At 68.0% G+C, this 14,447-nt stretch carries 16 protein-coding genes and 1 pseudogene; 13 read left to right on the forward strand and 4 right to left on the reverse strand.

The features are described from left to right. Positions 1-25 precede the first annotated feature (25 nt). From P7V53_RS17335 to P7V53_RS17370, 8 genes are all read left to right on the forward strand, one after another. A complete protein-coding gene (locus P7V53_RS17335) occupies positions 26-1,231 on the forward strand; it encodes an NAD(P)/FAD-dependent oxidoreductase (RefSeq protein WP_280150696.1) in 1,206 nt (401 codons plus the stop codon). Positions 1,232-1,396: 165 nt separating this feature from the next. Next, on the forward strand, positions 1,397-1,609 hold the full coding sequence (rpsU, locus tag P7V53_RS17340; RefSeq protein ID WP_124539636.1) for a 30S ribosomal protein S21: 213 nt from the start codon (positions 1,397-1,399) through the stop codon (positions 1,607-1,609). Positions 1,610-1,705: 96 nt separating this feature from the next. Further along, positions 1,706-2,152 (forward strand): GatB/YqeY domain-containing protein, encoded by a 447-nt coding sequence (locus P7V53_RS17345; RefSeq protein ID WP_280150697.1) that lies wholly within the window; start codon positions 1,706-1,708, stop codon positions 2,150-2,152. A 30-nt stretch (positions 2,153-2,182) separates the two neighbouring features. Then, the gene (locus P7V53_RS17350) at positions 2,183-2,524 is read left to right on the forward strand and encodes a TIGR01244 family sulfur transferase (RefSeq protein ID WP_280150698.1); all 342 of its coding nucleotides are present in this window, start codon (positions 2,183-2,185) and stop codon (positions 2,522-2,524) included. 11 nt (positions 2,525-2,535) lie between these two features. Further along, positions 2,536-3,918: a cache domain-containing protein gene (locus tag P7V53_RS17355; protein WP_280150699.1), complete on the forward strand. Its 1,383-nt coding sequence runs from the start codon at positions 2,536-2,538 to the stop codon at positions 3,916-3,918. After that, entirely contained in the window at positions 3,918-4,547 is a 630-nt protein-coding gene (locus P7V53_RS17360) for a response regulator transcription factor (protein ID WP_280150701.1), read from the forward strand. Before P7V53_RS17355 ends, P7V53_RS17360 begins: the two co-directional genes overlap by 1 nt. 169 nt (positions 4,548-4,716) lie before the next feature. Further along, entirely contained in the window at positions 4,717-5,280 is a 564-nt protein-coding gene (locus tag P7V53_RS17365; RefSeq protein WP_280150703.1) for a TRAP transporter small permease subunit, read from the forward strand. Continuing rightward, positions 5,280-6,854: a TRAP transporter large permease subunit gene (locus P7V53_RS17370; protein ID WP_280156544.1), complete on the forward strand. Its 1,575-nt coding sequence runs from the start codon at positions 5,280-5,282 to the stop codon at positions 6,852-6,854. Before P7V53_RS17365 ends, P7V53_RS17370 begins: the two co-directional genes overlap by 1 nt. 60 nt (positions 6,855-6,914) lie before the next feature. On the opposite strand, the gene P7V53_RS17375 is transcribed toward P7V53_RS17370, so the two are convergent. Together P7V53_RS17375 and pmbA are read right to left on the reverse strand one after the other, a co-directional pair. Continuing rightward, positions 6,915-7,997, reverse strand: a complete 1,083-nt coding sequence (locus tag P7V53_RS17375; RefSeq protein ID WP_280150704.1) for a TRAP transporter substrate-binding protein — start codon at positions 7,995-7,997, stop codon at positions 6,915-6,917. 125 nt (positions 7,998-8,122) lie between these two features. After that, positions 8,123-9,532, reverse strand: coding sequence for a metalloprotease PmbA (gene pmbA, locus P7V53_RS17380; protein ID WP_280150705.1), 1,410 nt, complete (start codon positions 9,530-9,532; stop codon positions 8,123-8,125). An 84-nt stretch (positions 9,533-9,616) separates the two neighbouring features. Between pmbA and yjgA the strand changes: the two genes are divergently transcribed. Beyond that, the gene (gene yjgA / locus P7V53_RS17385) at positions 9,617-10,153 is read left to right on the forward strand and encodes a ribosome biogenesis factor YjgA (protein WP_280150707.1); all 537 of its coding nucleotides are present in this window, start codon (positions 9,617-9,619) and stop codon (positions 10,151-10,153) included. A 6-nt stretch (positions 10,154-10,159) separates the two neighbouring features. Further along, the gene (mog, locus tag P7V53_RS17390; RefSeq protein WP_280150708.1) at positions 10,160-10,732 is read left to right on the forward strand and encodes a molybdopterin adenylyltransferase; all 573 of its coding nucleotides are present in this window, start codon (positions 10,160-10,162) and stop codon (positions 10,730-10,732) included. Positions 10,733-10,812: 80 nt separating this feature from the next. Here mog and cysE read toward each other — a convergent pair whose 3' ends face one another. Further along, on the reverse strand, positions 10,813-11,580 hold the full coding sequence (gene cysE, locus P7V53_RS17395) for a serine O-acetyltransferase (RefSeq protein WP_280150710.1): 768 nt from the start codon (positions 11,578-11,580) through the stop codon (positions 10,813-10,815). 72 nt (positions 11,581-11,652) lie between these two features. Further along, positions 11,653-12,381 (reverse strand): RNA methyltransferase, encoded by a 729-nt coding sequence (locus tag P7V53_RS17400; protein ID WP_280150712.1) that lies wholly within the window; start codon positions 12,379-12,381, stop codon positions 11,653-11,655. A gap of 129 nt (positions 12,382-12,510) precedes the next feature. On the opposite strand from P7V53_RS17400, the gene P7V53_RS17405 reads away from it, so the two are divergent. The 3 genes and pseudogenes from P7V53_RS17405 to P7V53_RS17415 all read left to right on the forward strand — a co-directional run. Further along, complete coding sequence (locus P7V53_RS17405) at positions 12,511-13,455, forward strand: inositol monophosphatase family protein (RefSeq protein WP_280150713.1); 945 nt, start codon at positions 12,511-12,513, stop codon at positions 13,453-13,455. Positions 13,456-13,662: 207 nt separating this feature from the next. Then, positions 13,663-14,028 carry a PEPxxWA-CTERM sorting domain-containing protein gene (locus P7V53_RS17410; RefSeq protein ID WP_280150714.1) on the forward strand — a complete coding sequence of 122 codons (366 nt, stop codon included), beginning with the start codon at positions 13,663-13,665 and terminating at the stop codon, positions 14,026-14,028. Between the two features lie 82 nt (positions 14,029-14,110). Next, a pseudogene (locus tag P7V53_RS17415) lies at positions 14,111-14,443 on the forward strand (ATP-binding protein); the annotation flags it as partial. Between the last annotated feature and the right edge of the window lie 4 nt (positions 14,444-14,447).

Genomic DNA, 14,447 nt, shown 5'->3' on the forward strand with positions numbered 1-14,447 from the left:
GGTTGCCCCCACATAATTCCCCGCCATGCAGACCTTCGATGCCGTCGTCATCGGCGCCGGCGCGGCCGGCCTGTTCTGTGCCGGCATCGCAGGCCAGCGCGGCCTGAAGGTGCTGCTGATCGACCACGCGGACAAGCTCGCCGAGAAGATCCGCATCTCCGGCGGCGGACGCTGCAACTTCACCAATCGCGAAGCCGGGCCGGCAAATTTTCTGTCGGCCAATCCGCACTTCTGCCGCTCCGCCCTGGCGCGCTATACGGCGGCGGACTTCATCGGGCTGGTGCAGCGGCACCGCATCCCGTTCCACGAGAAGCACAAGGGACAGCTCTTCTGCGATGGGGCCAGCGAGGAAATCATCGCCATGCTGCTGCGCGAATGCGAGCAGGGCGGGGTCGTGCGCTGGCAGCCGTGCGCGGTGCACGAGCTGCGGCGCAGCGCGTCGGGCTTCGAGCTGGACACCGACCGCGGGGCCGTGCGTTGCTTGCAGGTGGTCGTCGCCACCGGCGGGCTGTCGATCCCGAAGATCGGCGCCAGCGACTTCGGCTACCGCATCGCGCGGCAGTTCGGCCACCGCATCGTCGAGACCCGGCCGGCGCTGGTGCCGCTGACCTTCGATCCGGGCGCCTGGGCCCCGTTCGTGCCGCTGGCAGGGTTGTCGCTGGAGGCTCGGGTCGAGACCGGGAGCGGGAAGTCGCGCGGCGAGTTCGTCGAGGATCTGCTGTTCACGCATCGCGGGCTGAGCGGGCCGGCGGTGCTGCAGATCTCCACCTACTGGCAGCCCGGAACGCCGATCCGCATCGACCTGGCGCCGTCGCAGGACCTGGAGGCCGTGCTGCGCACGGCCAAGAACGTGTCGCGGCGCCGGCTCGGCAACGAGCTCGCCGAGATCCTGCCGCGCCGCCTGGCCGAAACCTGGCTGGCAGGCCAGCCCGGGCTGGCCGAACGCGCGATGCCGGAGCTGCGCGACCGCGACCTGCAGGCTCTTGCGAGTGCACTCGAACGGTGGCAACTGCTGCCCTCGGGAACCGAGGGCTACCGCAAGGCCGAGGTGACCGCCGGTGGCGTCGACACCGGCGGCCTCAGCTCGCAAACCATGGAGAGCCGGTTGCAGCCGGGGCTGTACTTCATCGGCGAGGTGGTCGACGTGACCGGCTGGCTCGGCGGCTACAACTTCCAGTGGGCCTGGGCGAGCGCCGCCGCCTGCGGTCGCGCCCTGTCCGAACGCGGCTGAGTGGTGCATTGCAGCACCCGGGGCAGCTGGCTATAATCGCTGTCTTTGCTGGCAAACCAGCGCTGCGACCAGTGGCATCGAAGCAAGGCTTAGGTCCGGACCCGACGCCTTACATGCCGCGACCCACCGGCACCGAGCGCAACCACCCTAGGATTCACCCGATACATGACTACGATTCGCGTCAAAGAAAACGAGCCGTTCGATGTGGCATTGCGCCGCTTCAAGCGCACCATCGAGAAACTCGGCCTGCTGACCGATCTTCGTGCCCGCGAGTTCTACGAAAAGCCCACCGCCGAGCGCAAGCGCAAGAAGGCGGCCGCCGTCAAGCGCCACTTCAAGCGCATCCGCAGCATGCAGCTGCCCAAGCGCCTGTACTGAGCTTCCAGCGAGACAGCGCCCTTCGCGGGCGGATCGCCAAACGAAAAGCCCGCGCCTAGCGGGCTTTCGTGTTTCTAACTGACCTCACCGCCGACCATGCCCCTGAAAGACCAGATCACCGAAGACATGAAGACCGCCATGCGCGCGAAGGACTCGGCGCGCCTGCTCACCATCCGCGGCCTGCTCGCGGCGCTGAAGCAGAAGGAAGTCGACGAGCGCATCACCCTTGACGACGCGGCCGTCATCGCCATCGTCGACAAGCTGATCAAGCAGCGCAAGGACTCGATCTCGCAGTTCTCCGCGGCCGGCCGCACCGACCTGGTCGACAAGGAGACCGCCGAGCTGAGCGTGCTCGAGGGTTACCTGCCGCAGCGCCTGGGCGCTGACGAGATCGCCGCCGAGGTCGCGAAGATCGTCGCCGAGGTGGGCGCTTCCGGGCCTGGCGACATGGGCAAGGTGATGGGCGTGGTGAAGACCCGCCTGGCCGGCAAGGCCGACATGAGCCTGGTGTCGGCCGCCGTCAAGAACGCGCTGGCCAAGTAGTCCGAGTCTCCGCTTGCGAAGGAAGTCCCGATGAGCATCCAGGTGCAGCAACTGAGTCCCGACGTCTGCGTCGCTCCGCAGCTCGGCCCCGAGGTCATGGCCGCCGTGGCCCAGGCCGGCTTCAAGAGCGTCATCAACAACCGGCCCGATTTCGAGGGCGGCCCGACCCAGCCGACCAACGCGGCCATCGAAGAGGCGGCCAAGGCGGCCGGCCTCGCCTACGCCTTCCTTCCGGTGGCGTCCAACTACCAGAGCCCGGAAGAGATCGCGCGCTTCGCCGAGCTGCTGGCCGAGCTGCCGCACCCGGTGCTTGCGTTCTGCCGCAGTGGCACCCGCTCGGGCAAGCTCTTCCGCGCCGCCACCGGCGGCTGAGGCCGCACCCCGTGCCGTCGCGGCTGCGGTTCTTCCTGCTGTCGGTGACGCCGCTGCTGGCGTCGCTGGCGCTGATCGCCATCGCGGTCCGGCAGCAGCAGCACGATCTGCATGCCCGCGAGCGTGCGCTGGTGGAATCGGCGTACATGGCCGCGAAGAAGACGGAGCTGCGCAACTACGTCGAGCTGGCCCAGAGCGCCATCGCCCCGCTCTACGACACCCATCTCGACGACGCGGAGACGCTGAAGGCCGCCCAGCGCGTGCTGGAGGCGCTGGACTACGGCATCGACGGCTATTTCTTCGTCTTCGACGCGACCGGCCGCAACGTCATGCATCCACGCCAGCCGGAGCTGGTCGGCCGCGACTTGTTCGAACTGCGCGACGTGGACGGCACGCCGGTCATCCAGCAGCTCATCGCCAGTGCCCACGCCGGCGGCGACTACGTGCAGTACGTGTGGCAGAAGCCGTCGACCTACACGCAGACGCCCAAGCTCGGCTATGCGGTGTCGCTGCCGCGCTGGAACTGGGTGGTGGGCACCGGCCTGTACCTCGACGACATCCAGGCGACGCTCGCCCAGCTCGACCGCCAGGTGAGCGACAACGTTGCCGCCACGCTGGGGTGGATCGCCGGCATTGCGGCCTTCGGTGTCGTGCTGATCGGCCTCACCGGCTTCTACCTCAACGTCAGCGATGCGCGCGTGGCAGACGCCAAGCTTCGCCTGCTGGCGCGCCAGGTCGTGAAGTCGCAGGAGGACGAGCGGGCACACCTGTCGCGTGAGCTGCACGACAGCACCAGCCAGACCCTGGTCTCCATCAAGCTGCTGCTCGAATCGACCACCGCGCAGCTCGCGCGCACGGGCACGGTTGCGCCTGCGCCGCTGACCAAGGCGCTGTGCCGGCTGTCCGACGCCCTGCACGAGGTGCGCACCATCTCGCACCGCCTGCGTCCCGCCGAACTCGACGTTCTGGGCCTGCCGGTGGCGCTCGAGCAGATGGGCGACGAGTTCAGCAGCCACGCAGACATGGCCTTCTCATTGCGCGTTCGCGGCGAGCCGGCGCGCCTGCCCGACGAGGTCAACACCGTGTTGTTCCGCGTCGCCCAGGAGGGCCTGACCAACATCGAGAAGCATGCCGGCGCAACCCGGGTGCAGCTGCGGCTGCTGTTCCACGCCGGCGGCCTGCGCATGCGGCTGATGGACGACGGCGGCGGATTCGACGTGCCGGCGGTGCGCGCCGATCCGCGTCGCGGCATCGGCCTTCGCAACATGCGCGAGCGGGTCGAATCCATCGGCGGTGCGATCTCGATGACGTCGCGGCCGGGCAGCACGCAGCTGCTGGTGGACATCCCGCAGCGGTCGATCGACCGCTTCCGTGCTCAACGCGAGGCAGCCTGATGGATGCGACGCAGCTCGCCAGGGTCGTCCTTATCGACGACCACCCGCTCGTTCGCGACGGGCTCAAGGCGAGACTCGCCGGCCTTGCCGAGGTGGTCGGCGAGGCGGCCAACGCCGGCGAAGCCTTCCAGGTGGTCGAAGCCGAGCGCCCCGACCTGGTGCTGATGGACGTCGGCATGAAGGACATCAACGGGATCGAGCTGACGGCCCAGTTGCTGGCCGGCCATCCGCAGCTCAAGGTGCTGATGCTCAGCATGTACGACAACCCGGAGTACGTGAACCGGGCGATGCAGGCCGGCGCGCGCGGCTATGTCCTCAAGGACGCGCCGGCCGAGGACATCGTGCGCGCCATCGAGGCCGTTTCGGCCGGCGGCTCCTTCCTGAGCCAGGCAGTGGCCGGGCGCCAGTTTCGCGCCCAGACGCCGCGTCCGGTCATGTCGATGCGCGAGAGCGAGATCCTGGCCTGTCTCGCGAAGGGCCGCTCCAGCAAGCAGATCGCCGACGACCTGAACCTGAGCGTGCGCACCGTGGAGACCCACCGCCAGAACATCAAGCGCAAGCTCAAGCTCGCCGGCCAGGCGGAGCTGATCAAGTACGCGGTGGAGCATTGCCGATCGCTGGACGAGTGACCGGCGCCGGCACCGTGGCCGCCGTGACGGTCGGTCGGGCGTGCGCGTTGCGTACTTCCACTTAGCTGATACACCGGTTGCATGCAGACCGGATGAGGTGGCCCAATCCCACTTGACGCGGCCCGCCCGGCGCGCCGCTCCCCCCAATAACAGCCCTTCGGAGTCCACCGTGTCTGCACTGTCCCCACCCACCATGGGTCCGTTCGGCCGCTTCATCGAGCTGGTCGACCGCTTCTCCCTCATGCTCGGCGTGATCGCTGCGTGGTGCGTCGCCATCGCCTGCGGCGTCAGCGCCATCAACGCGATCGTGCGCTACGCGCTCAACATCGGCTCCAACGCCTGGCTGGAGCTGCAGTGGTACCTGTTCGCGGTGACGGTCTATTTCGGAGCGCCGGCGCTGCTCAAGCTCAACGAGCACGTGCGTGTCGACGTGCTCTACGGTGGACGTTCGCCGCGCACCAAGGCCTGGATCGACCTGCTGGGCCTGATCTTCTTCCTGATGCCGTTCTGCATCACGATGATCCTCATCTCGCGCAACTTCGTGCACGACTCCTGGATGATCAAGGAGATGTCGTCCAGCGAAGGCGGCCTGATCCGCTGGCCGGTGAAGATCCTCATCCCCATCGGCTTCGGGCTGCTCGCGCTCCAGGGCGTGTCCGAGATCCTCAAGCGCATCGGCTATCTGAGCGGTCGCTACAACATGGACACCCACTACGAGAAGCCGCTGCAATGATCGAATTGAACAACATGGCCCCGATCATGTTCGGGGGCCTGGTGATCGTGATGCTGATCGGCTTCCCGGTCGCCTTCTCGCTGTCGGCGCTCGGGCTCGGCTTCGGCTACTTCGCCGTCTACATGGGCGTCTTCCCGGAAGCCTTCATGGCGAACCTGCCGCTGCGGGTGTTCGGGATCATGTCCAACGAGCTGCTGCTCGCGATCCCGTTCTTCACCTTCATGGGCGCCATCCTCGAGCGCTGCGGGCTCGCGGAGGACCTGCTCGAAGGCACCGGCCAGCTCTTCGGACGCGTGCCGGGCGGACTGGGTTTCGCCGTCATCATCGTGGGCGCCATCCTGGGTGCCATCACCGGCACGGTGGCGGCCAGCGTCATCGCGATGGGCGTGATTTCGCTGCCGATCATGATGCGCTACGGCTACAACATGCGCTACGCCACCGGCGTCATCGCCGCGTCCGGCACGATCACGCAGCTGATCCCGCCTTCGCTGGTGCTCGTGGTGCTGGCCGACCAGATCGGCCGCTCGGTGGGCGACATGTACCGGGGCGCAATCGGCCCTTCGCTGCTGCAGACGGCGATGTTCCTCGTCTACACGGCCGGCATCGCCATCTTCTATCCGAAGATGGTGCCGCCGCTGCCGCCGGAAGCGCGCCTGCAGCGCGGCTGGGCCCTGTGGAGCAAGGTGCTCTGGGGCATGGTGCCCTCCATCGTGCTGATCTTCCTCGTGCTGGGGACCATCTTCATGGGTCTGGCCACGCCGACGGAAGCCGGTGCGCTTGGCGCGCTGGGCGCCGTCGTGCTCGCAGCGATGCATCGCCGGCTCACCTGGAAGCTGATGTGGCAGGGCATGGACTCGACCATGCGGATCTCCGCGATGGTCATCTTCATCCTGCTGGGCTCGACGGTCTTCTCGCTGGTGTTCCAGGGCGTCGACGGCAACGTCTGGGTCGAGCACATCCTCAAGCAGCTTCCCGGCGGGCCGGTCGGTTTCCTGATCGCGGTCAACCTGCTCGTGTTCTTCCTCGCCTTCTTCCTCGACTTCTTCGAGATCGCGTTCATCATCGTGCCGCTGCTCGCGCCGGTGGCGGACAAGGTGCTGCAGCCGATGATGCCGGCCGGGTCGCCGCCCGAGGCCGCGCTGATCTGGTTCGGCGTGCTGCTGTGCGTGAACATGCAGACGTCGTTCATGCATCCGCCGTTCGGCTTCGCCCTGTTCTACCTGCGCAGCATCGCGGACCAGATCTTCAAGAACAAGGCCATCGCGCGGCCTATCCTCTCCAAGGACATCTACCTGGGCGCCATTCCGTGGGTCGCGATGCAGCTCATGCTGGTGGCGGTGGTCATCTTCTGGCCGGGCTCGGTGACCTTCTGGCTCGACGCCGAGGGCGCGGTCGACCTCGACAGCGCGACCAAGCAGCTCGAGCAGCTGCAGATGCAGGAGCCCGCCGAGCCGACACCGGCCATCCCCGAGGCGCCGGCCAGCGAGGCGGCGGACGCGCCCTCCTCGTCGAGCGCCGACGACCCGATGAAGGCGCTCGAAGAGTCGATGAAGAACGACGGCAAGAAGCAATAGCGAAGTGCCGAACGAAAAAGGCCCCGCGGTGCGGGGCCTTTTTCATGAAGCGCCAACGGCTCAGAGTTGAGCGCGCTGCATGTAAGCGTCGAAGGTGGCTTCGGTGAAGCGGAACCACAGGTTCTGTTCCTTGCGGAAGGCCGAGTAGTCCTCGTAGATTTTCTTCCAGCTCGGATTCGAGGCGTTGAGCTCCGCGTAGACCTCGAGCGCCGCCTTGAACGCCGCATCCATCACCGGCTTCGGGAAGGCCACCAGCTTCGACTTCGAAGCGACGAGCTGCTTGAGCGCCACCGGGTTGCGTGCGTCATAGCGCGCCTGCATCTGCACGTGCGCATGCGAGGCGGCAGCTTCGATGATGTGCTTGTACTCGGCGCTCAGGCCTTCGTAGGCCTTGGAGTTCACGTACAGCGACAGCTGCGGGCCGCCTTCCCACCAGCCGGGGTAGTAGTAGTACGGCGCGACCTTGTTGAAGCCGAGCTTCTGGTCGTCGTAGGGACCGACCCATTCCGCCGCGTCGATGGTGCCCTTTTCAAGGGCCTGGTAGATCTCGCCGCCCGGAATGTTCTGCGGCACGCCGCCGATGCGCGCCAGCACGGCCCCGCCGAAGCCGCCGATGCGCATCTTCAGGCCCTTGATGTCGGCCAGCGTCTTGATTTCCTTGCGGTACCAGCCGCCCATCTGCGCGCCGGTATTGCCCATCGGAAAGTTGACGATGTTGGACTTGGCATAGAACTCGCGCGTCAGCTTGAGGCCGTTGCCTTCATACATCCACGCTGACATCTGCCGGCTGTTGAGACCGAAAGGAATGGCGCAGTCGAGCGCGTAAGTGGGGTCCTTGCCGAAGAAGTAGTACGGCGCGGTGTGCGCCATCTCGACGGTGGCTTGCGACACGCCGTCGAGCACGCCGAACGGAGGCATGAGCTCACCGCCGGCATGGACCGAGATCTGGAACTTGCCTCCGCTCATCTCGCCGACCATCTTCGCGAAGACCTCGGCGGCTCCATAGATGGTGTCCAGTGCCTTGGGAAAGCTGGAAGCGAGGCGCCAGCGAATGTTGGCTTGGGCGTGAACGACCGCAGGTGCGACACCTGTGGCGAGCACGCCTGCCAGACCGGCTCCGTGAACGAATGCCCGACGTTGCATGTATCTATCTCCTGATTTCTGGTGCGAAAGGTCCAGACGCGCGGAAATTCTAGAAGTGGCCCCCAGGGCACCCACCCGGATTTACCCGTGCGAGAAACACCGCACGGCCGCCCACCGTCAAGGCTTCACGAGCCGGCGATCTTCATTCGTTCGATCAGCACCGAACCGATGGTCTTGCCGCCCAGCGTGTACGCGTCGGCGCCCACGGCCGCCATGCCCTTGAACATGTCGCGCAGGTTGCCGGCGATGGTGATCTCGTGCACCGGGTAGGCGATGCGGCCGTTCTCCACCCAGAATCCGGCGGCGCCGCGCGAATAGTCGCCGGTCACATAGTTGACGCCCTGCCCCATCAGCTCGATGACGAAGAGGCCGCGGTGCAGCTTGCGCAGCATCGCATCGAGGTCGTCGCCCGGCTGAGTGAGCCGGCTGGTGAGCATGAGATTCTGCGAGCCGCCTGCGTGGCCGGTGGTGCGCATGCCGAGCTTGCGCGCCGAGTAGCTCGACAGGAAATACCCCTGCACGACGCCGCCGGTGACCACGTCGCGCACCTGCGTGACGACGCCTTCGTCGTCGAACGGCGCGCTGCCCTTGCCGCGCCGCTGGTGTGGATCTTCATGGATGTCGACGTGCTCCGGCAGGACCGGCTTGCCCAGCGAGTCGAGCAGGAAGCTCGACTTGCGGTACAGCGCGCCGCCGCTGGTCGCCTGCACGTAAGCGCCGAGCAGTCCGGCGGCCACCGTCGACTCGTACAGCACAGGCACTTCGCAGGTGGGAATCTTGCGCGAGTCGAGCCGCGACAGCGCGCGCTGGGCGGCATAGCGGCCCACTGCCTCGGGCGGCGCCAGGTCGCCCGGCGCGCGCATCGAGCTGTACCAGGCGTCGCGCTGCATGTCGTCGCCGCCCTTGCCCGGCAGCGACGCGATGGGCGCTACCGACAGCGAGTGCCGCGAGCTCGCATAGCCGCCGCGAAAGCCGCGTGTATTGCCCGCAAAGAAGTGCGACTGCTGCGCCGACACGCCGGCGCCTTCCGAATTGGTGATGCGGCGGTCGACCTCCAGCGCGGCACGCTCGCAGCGCGTGGCAATCTCGACCGCCTCTTCGGCCGCGATGGTCCACGGATGGAAGAGGTCCAGGTCGCGCACTGCCGCGTCGCCGCGCGCCAGGTCCTGCTCGTCGGGCAGGCCGGCGGCCGGATCCTCGGCGGTGAAGCGGGCGATGTCGTAGGCCGCACGCACCGTCTGCTCCAGCGCCGCACGAGAGAAGTCGGATGTGCTCGCATTGCCGCGCCGCTTGCCGATGTAGACGGACACGCCCATCGACTTGTCGCGATTGCGCTCGACGTTCTCCACCGCGCTCTTGCGCACCGACACCGACAGGCCGACACCCTCCGACACCTCCACGCCCGCATCGCTGGCCCCGAGCGACTTCGCGAACGTCAGCGCGTCCTCGACCAGCTGCTGGAACTGCTCGCGCGAGTAGGCGAATCCGGAGCGGCCGGCCTGGGAGGATGCGGCGGGCGGGGTGGCGATGGCCATTGGTTGTTGCCGAGGAAGCGTCGGCTCTTGTGGGGCAGCGGACTATCATACTCACCGCCTTCCCTCCCTTTCATCGACGCTGCTGTGCGAGCGACTCCCCCTTCCTCCCAAGACGACGCGAATCCGGCCGCCACGCCCGAAGACGATCGCCCCAGCAAGACCCAGCGCAAGAAGGCGTCGCACGACCTGCAGGATCTCGGCGAAGCGCTGGTCGCGATGCCCGACGATCGCCTGGCCGACTTGGCCATGGACGAGACGCTGCTCGAGGCGATCCGCGAATACAAGCGCACCCGCAGCCACGAGGGACGGCGGCGGCAGATGCAGTACATCGGCAAGCTGATGCGCCGCGCCGACCCCGAGCCGCTCCGGGAGGCAGTGGCCGCCATGCAGCTCGGCCGCGCCAAGGATGCACTCGCGCTGCACGAAGCCGAACGCTGGCGCGTCGAGCTGATTGCCGGCGACGAGGCACTGACGCGCTGGACCGCCGAGCATCCGCAGGCCGATCTGCAGCAGCTGCGCAGCCTGGTGCGCGCCGCCCGCAAGGACGCCGCCGCCGCGCCCGAGCAGCGAAGCGGGCGCGCCTATCGCGACCTGTTCAAGTTCATCAAGCAGCAGCTCTGAGCCGCCATGAGTCAAACCTTCGATCCTGTGCGCATCGGCGTCGTGTCGATCAGCGACCGCGCCTCTTCCGGCGTCTACGAAGACAAGGGCATCCCCGCGCTGAAGGAATGGCTGTCGCGCGCGGTGCGCAACCCCATCGACTGGCAGGCCAGGCTCATCCCCGACGAGCAGGAGGGCATCAGCGCGGCCCTGCGAGAGCTCGTCGACGAGGTGGGCTGCGACCTGGTGCTGACCACGGGCGGTACGGGTCCCGCGCCGCGCGACGTGACGCCCGAGGCCACATTGGCGGTGGCCGACAAGACCATGCCCGGGTTCGGCGAGCAGATGCGGCAGATCAGCCTGCACTTCGTGCCGACCGCCATCCTGTCGCGGCAGGTCGCGGTGATTCGCGGCAAGGCGCTCATCATCAATCTGCCGGGACAGCCCCGCGCCATCGCCGAGACGCTGGAGGGGCTGCCGCAGCGGCAGCCGCCGGTGCACGGCATCTTCGCGGCGGTGCCTTATTGCATCGATCTGATCGGCGGGCCCTACATCGAGTGCGACGAAGCGGTGTGCAAGGCCTGGCGACCGAAGCGCTAGCTGACGACAGGATCGGGCTTGGCCGCGCGCTCTTGCCCTCACCCCGGCCTCTCCCGCGAGCGGGCAGGGAGCGCAAGTCGCTAGCGCATCAGTTGCTTGAGGTGATCCGCATCGAAGTCTTCCGTGGTCTGCGCATCGCTCGGCACGCATTCCTCGGTCTTGGCCGGTGACAGCTTCTCGATCGCCGCCCACAGCAGCGCGATCTGGTGCTCGTGCCCCGCGGCGTTGTCGATCAGGCCCTTCATCGCCTGGGCGACCGGATCGTCACCCTGCGTGACGCCGTAGGCAGAGAAACCCATGCGGGCCGACAGCTCCTCGCGCCGCGACTCTGCCGTGGCCTCGATGATGCGCGCCGGGATGCCCACCGCCGTGGCGCCGGGAGGCACCGGCTTCAGCAGCACCGCGTTGGCGCCGACTCGCGCGCCGTCGCCCACGGTGAAGCCGCCCAGCACCTTGGCGCCGGCGCTGACGACCACGCCGCGGCCCAGCGTGGGATGCCGCTTCGTGCCCTTGTACAGCGACGTGCCGCCCAGCGTGACGCCCTGGTAGAGCGTGCATTCGTCGCCCACCTCGGCCGTCTCGCCGATCACGATGCCCAGGCCGTGGTCGATGAACACGCGCCGGCCGATGGTGGCGCCGGGATGGATCTCGATGCCGGTGAGCCAGCGCGCGGCGTTGGAGATGAAGCGCGCCGACCAGTGCCAGCCCCGTGTCCAGCAGCTGTGGGCCCAGCGATGCAGCACCAGGGCGTGCAGGCCCGGGTAACAAGTCAACACCTCCCACTTGGAGCGCGCGGCGGGGTCGCGCTCGAGGATGCAGGCGATGTCTTCTCGGAGGCGCTCGAACATGGGAGTCGGCTTCAGTGGTGCGCAGGTCAGTTTATCCGGGAGGCCCGCGCCGCGCAGGGCGCGGACAAGGCGTCAACGTCGCTCGCGGGCCGCGATGGCACGCGCGATGCCGCGCAGGATGTGGATCTCCTCGCGCGTGAGCCCGGCGCGGTTGAGCAGCTGGTTGAGCCGCGGCATCAGCTTCTTCGGAGCGGCGGGATCGAGGAATCCGATCTGCTCGAGCACGCCCTGCCAATGCACCAGCGCGCCCTGCACCGCCGCCGCGTCGGCCCATTCGGGCTCGCGCGTGCGCGGCTGCACCGCGAAGCCGCCCAGCGCCTCGCGCCAGTCGTAGGCGATCAGCTGCACGGCCTGCGCGAGGTTGAGCGAGCCGTAGGCGGGGTGGGTGGGGATGCTGAGACAGGCGTGGCAGCGGTACACGTCGTCGTTGCTCATGCCGAAGCGCTCGGATCCGAAGACGAAGGCCACGCGCTGCGCGTCGGCGTCCAGCGTGGCGAAAAGCGCGCGCGGCGCATGCGTGGGCGGACCGAAGTCGCGCGGCGTCATCGCGGTGGCGCAGGCGAAGGTGATGCCGTCGAGCGCCTCGGCCAGCGTGCCGGCGATGCGCGCCTGCCCCAGAACGTCGGTGGCGCCGCTGGCCATCGCCAGCGCATCGGGCTGCGTGAGCACGTCGGGAAGGCGCGGGGCGACGAGCACGAGATCGCAAAACCCCATCACCTTCATCGCCCGCGCCGCCGCACCCACATTGCCGGCGTGGCTCGTATTCAACAGGATGAAGCGCGTGGAGTCGGCTGCGGGCATGGTGCGCCGGGTAAAATTGCGATTATCCGCAGCGATGCTCACCGCAGCATTGCCACAGCGCGGCACGGCGCCCCAGGCGCCGTGCGCTCTTTCCCACTGCCCGCCCGGTCTTTTCCCCAAGGTTGCCCCATGTCGCAAGCGCTCCATCCCATGCTCAACATCGCCGTCAAGGCGGCTCGCGCGGCGGGGGCGATCATCAACCGGGCCTCGCTCGACCTCGACCTGCTCAAGGTCAACACCAAGTCGCCGAACGACTTCGTCACCGAGGTGGACCAGGCCGCCGAGCAGGCCATCATCGAGACGCTGCTGAACGCCTACCCCGGCCACGGCATCCTGGCCGAGGAATCCGGACGCGCGCACGGCGCCCAGCACAGCGACTACGTCTGGATCATCGACCCGCTCGACGGCACCACCAACTTCATCCACGGCTTCCCGGTCTACGCGGTGTCCATCGCGCTCACCTTCAAGGGCCAGGTGCAGCAGGCCGTGGTCTACGACCCGACGCGCAACGACCTCTTCTACGCCTCCAAGGGGCGCGGCGCCTTCCTCAACGACAAGCGGCTGCGCGTGTCCAAGCGCACGCGCATGCAGGAATCGCTGGTCGGCACCGGGTTCCCGTTCCGCAAGGGCGACAACTTCAAGCGCTATGTGCAGATGTTCGAGGCCGTCATGCAGAACTGCGCCGGCCTGCGCCGCCCCGGCGCCGCGGCGCTCGACCTGTGCTACGTCGCCGCCGGCTACTACGACGGCTTCTTCGAGACCGGGCTCAATCCGTGGGACGTGGCCGCGGGCTCGCTGCTGATCACCGAGGCCGGGGGGCTGATCGGAAACTTCACCGGCGAGGCCGACTACATGTACCAGCGTGAGGTCGTCGCGGGCAACCCCAAGATCTACGGACAGCTCGTGCAGATCCTGTCGCCGTACACCCGCGTGATCAAGGCCGATGAGGCCGCCGTCCACGAGGCGCCCGCGCTGACCCCCGAAGCCGCGCTCGCGGCCACGGTGGCCAAGGCGGCCGAGCCGCCGAAGAAGAAGGGGCCGGTGCGCATCCGCAAGGACGACGCGGCCGTCTGACCGGGGCACCGCGGTGACCCAACTGCCTCCGCCCGGCGCCGACCTGAGCGCCCACACGCCGATGATGTCAGCCGTCCTAGGGACGCCGTCGTAGGGAGCGGCGGCCAGTGGTACAGCGCCTCACTGGCGGCCGACGGCAGTGGCACCTTCGATCTCATCGGGCTGGCGCAGGTCGATCTCGACCTTGCGACCGCGGGAGTCCAGAGCGTGCCGGGAGGCCCCGGAGGCTTCGTCTACATCCCCGGCGGCAACGCCGGCTTCGGCGGCGACAGCATGCTGATCTCGGAGTATTCGGCCGGCATGGTCGGCGCGTACCAGCTCGACGCCAGCGGCAACCCGCTCGTGGCGACGCGGCGTACCTTCCTCTCTGCCCTGACCGGCGCCGAAGGGGCGGTCATCGACCCGGTTACCGGCGACTTCCTGTTCTCGACCTTCGGCGGAGGCAGCCGTGTGGTGCGTGTGTCCGGCTTCCTGGCGCCGACGCCGGTCATCCCGGAACCGGGGACGTGGGCGCTGATGATCGCGGGCTTGGCGGGGATCGGCGCGTTCGCGAGGCGGCATCGGCCGTGTTAGCCGACTCTCAGGGCGCGCCGGCCAGGACAGGAGGGGCGGGCTTGCGCCACTGCGCCGCGAACGACCTCCGTTCGCCCGACCGTTGCGCGGCCTGCGACTGGACGGAATCGTGCATGCGCTGTCGGACCGGGCCGCCGGCGCTGCCGCGGCCGAACTGAACTTCGACGAGGGCCTGGCGATGCTGGTGCAGCGCGAGATCGACTGGCGTGAAGGCAAGCGCCTGGCGCGGCTGCTGAAGGCGGCCTAGCTCAAGGTCGGCAGCGCCTGCATCGAAGACATCAACTGGCGCGGCTCGCGCGGGCTGGACCGCAACCTCATCACCGCACTGGCCGGCTGCGACTGGCCGCGCCACGGTCACAACGTCCTGATCACAGGTGCGACCGGGGTCGGCAAGACATGGTCGGCTTGTGCACTGGATG

It is taken from the genome of Piscinibacter sp. XHJ-5 (assembly GCF_029855045.1).
Classification (GTDB): domain Bacteria; phylum Pseudomonadota; class Gammaproteobacteria; order Burkholderiales; family Burkholderiaceae_C; genus Albitalea.

Coding starts and splice junctions, on each gene's coding strand:
- P7V53_RS17375 (WP_280150704.1), bottom strand. CDS start 7,997: ATGCAACGTCGGGCATTCGTTCACGGAGCCGGTCTGGCAGGCGTGCTC.
- P7V53_RS17345 (WP_280150697.1), top strand. CDS start 1,706: ATGCCCCTGAAAGACCAGATCACCGAAGACATGAAGACCGCCATGCGC.
- P7V53_RS17350 (WP_280150698.1), top strand. CDS start 2,183: ATGAGCATCCAGGTGCAGCAACTGAGTCCCGACGTCTGCGTCGCTCCG.
- rpsU (WP_124539636.1), top strand. CDS start 1,397: ATGACTACGATTCGCGTCAAAGAAAACGAGCCGTTCGATGTGGCATTG.
- P7V53_RS17335 (WP_280150696.1), top strand. CDS start 26: ATGCAGACCTTCGATGCCGTCGTCATCGGCGCCGGCGCGGCCGGCCTG.
- cysE (WP_280150710.1), bottom strand. CDS start 11,580: ATGTTCGAGCGCCTCCGAGAAGACATCGCCTGCATCCTCGAGCGCGAC.
- P7V53_RS17400 (WP_280150712.1), bottom strand. CDS start 12,381: ATGCCCGCAGCCGACTCCACGCGCTTCATCCTGTTGAATACGAGCCAC.
- pmbA (WP_280150705.1), bottom strand. CDS start 9,532: ATGGCCATCGCCACCCCGCCCGCCGCATCCTCCCAGGCCGGCCGCTCC.
- P7V53_RS17360 (WP_280150701.1), top strand. CDS start 3,918: ATGGATGCGACGCAGCTCGCCAGGGTCGTCCTTATCGACGACCACCCG.
- mog (WP_280150708.1), top strand. CDS start 10,160: ATGAGTCAAACCTTCGATCCTGTGCGCATCGGCGTCGTGTCGATCAGC.
- P7V53_RS17405 (WP_280150713.1), top strand. CDS start 12,511: ATGTCGCAAGCGCTCCATCCCATGCTCAACATCGCCGTCAAGGCGGCT.